Origin of the sequence: Jannaschia formosa (assembly GCF_003340555.1) — a bacterium.
In the GTDB taxonomy this organism is placed as follows: Bacteria; Pseudomonadota; Alphaproteobacteria; order Rhodobacterales; family Rhodobacteraceae; genus Jannaschia; species Jannaschia formosa.
Genome location: NZ_QPLJ01000085.1, coordinates 1 through 1,465, shown reverse-complemented (window position 1 = coordinate 1,465; position 1,465 = coordinate 1). Strand labels below are relative to the sequence as shown.

The 1,465-nt window shown below is 58.2% G+C and carries 1 protein-coding gene; it reads left to right on the top strand.

Annotation, left to right across the window (positions count from 1 at the left end):
* The first annotated feature begins 534 nt into the window (after positions 1-534).
* Positions 535-1,212: a hypothetical protein gene (locus DR046_RS23415; protein ID WP_135227403.1), complete on the top strand. Its 678-nt coding sequence runs from the start codon at positions 535-537 to the stop codon at positions 1,210-1,212.
* Positions 1,213-1,465 lie beyond the last annotated feature (253 nt).

Below are 1,465 nucleotides of genomic sequence, written 5' to 3'. Positions count from 1 at the left end.
AATGGGTGGACTGGTTCAACAACCGCCGTCTCCTCGAACCGATCGGGAACATCCCGCCAGCCGAAGCCGAGGCCAACTTCTATGCAGCTCTGGAGAACGAACCCGTGGCCGCGTAGCTAACTAAAATTAGCCTCCGGCAGACCCGGCGCGGTTAAGAACGATCGGGCGGCACCGCGTCACGCGGCTCATCCGCTCAGCCGGCCTCCGCGGCCTGGCAGCGCTGCCTCGGCGGGTGCGGACCACGGACAGCCGACATTCTCATCCGATCGCGCCGAACAGGATCGGGCGGGACCTCACACCTAACCGAACATCTCCGGTGACCACCTCAACCAGAACCTACACCACGCTCAGGGACAGCATCAAAAAGCCCGTGGCAGGTCACGTCCGGCACAAGCGGCGGGGGCATCCACCGCATCACTTCACATCGCATGCATCCGCCTGTTGATCCGGCGTTTTGTCAACAAGGCCTGAAAATTTTTCCACCCGACCTATGTCGATACGTACAGGAACAGCGACACCGCAGGAGGCGACACAATGGCTGAGGGCCCAATCGGAGCATCGACTCTTTTGATCAGCATCGGGATTACATCCTCGCCTTACCCGGTCGCGGCGCAACCTCTTCCCACGACAGTTGATCCGATCGAAGTGCTTACTGTTTCTGGTCAGGTAACCGATTTCTACGAGGGCGTATTCAAGCTTCGACATACTCAAGGGGTCGTGGAAATGACCTTCGGCAATTGGCCTTCCGCACGAGAGACTCGGCGACCCTACGTCGAGATCGGGGACAACGTCACGGTCAGCGTGGAGATGGATGAGATGTTTGTGGAGGGCGGAGTTTCCAGCGTGGTCGCGATCTATTCGGAGGACAGTCGGACGTTCTCGACGTTCGGAACACCGACTGCGGGCGCCGAGTCGGCCATGCGACCTCTGGTATCGCCTTTCGACGTCGTGGGCGATCGAGGGGATGCAACACTCTCCGGAACAATCATAGAAGTTTCCTCCGAGGGATTCGTGCTTTCAGCCGGAGCCGCCGAAGTCGATGTCGACACGTCGACGCTCTTTTACAATCCTTATGACACCATTGGTGGACAAAGGCTAGAAGTTGGAGATCTCGTAGCGGTGAGCGGACTATTGAATCCGGGTTTCCCCCAGGATTCCGATTTCACTGCAGAGCAGGTCGTCGAGGTCCGGCTTATCGGATACTCTGGATAGAGGTATTTTGGATGGTGATTTCGTCCGTTAGGCTCCAGACCCATTAGCCGCCTAGCCTTTTCAGCCTGTTCATGATTCATGGCGGCCATTCTGGAGGAGGGTGGCCATGTCCGAGAACCTGTTCTGGCTGAGTGAACTGGCCCCCGTTTCGACCGGACACTTGGGCATAACCATGGAGGCTTAGGCATATGCCTGAGCACGTGCTTATGTCTGAGATAGAGATCATCACCGATGGCGGCCGTCGGCGCCGCTG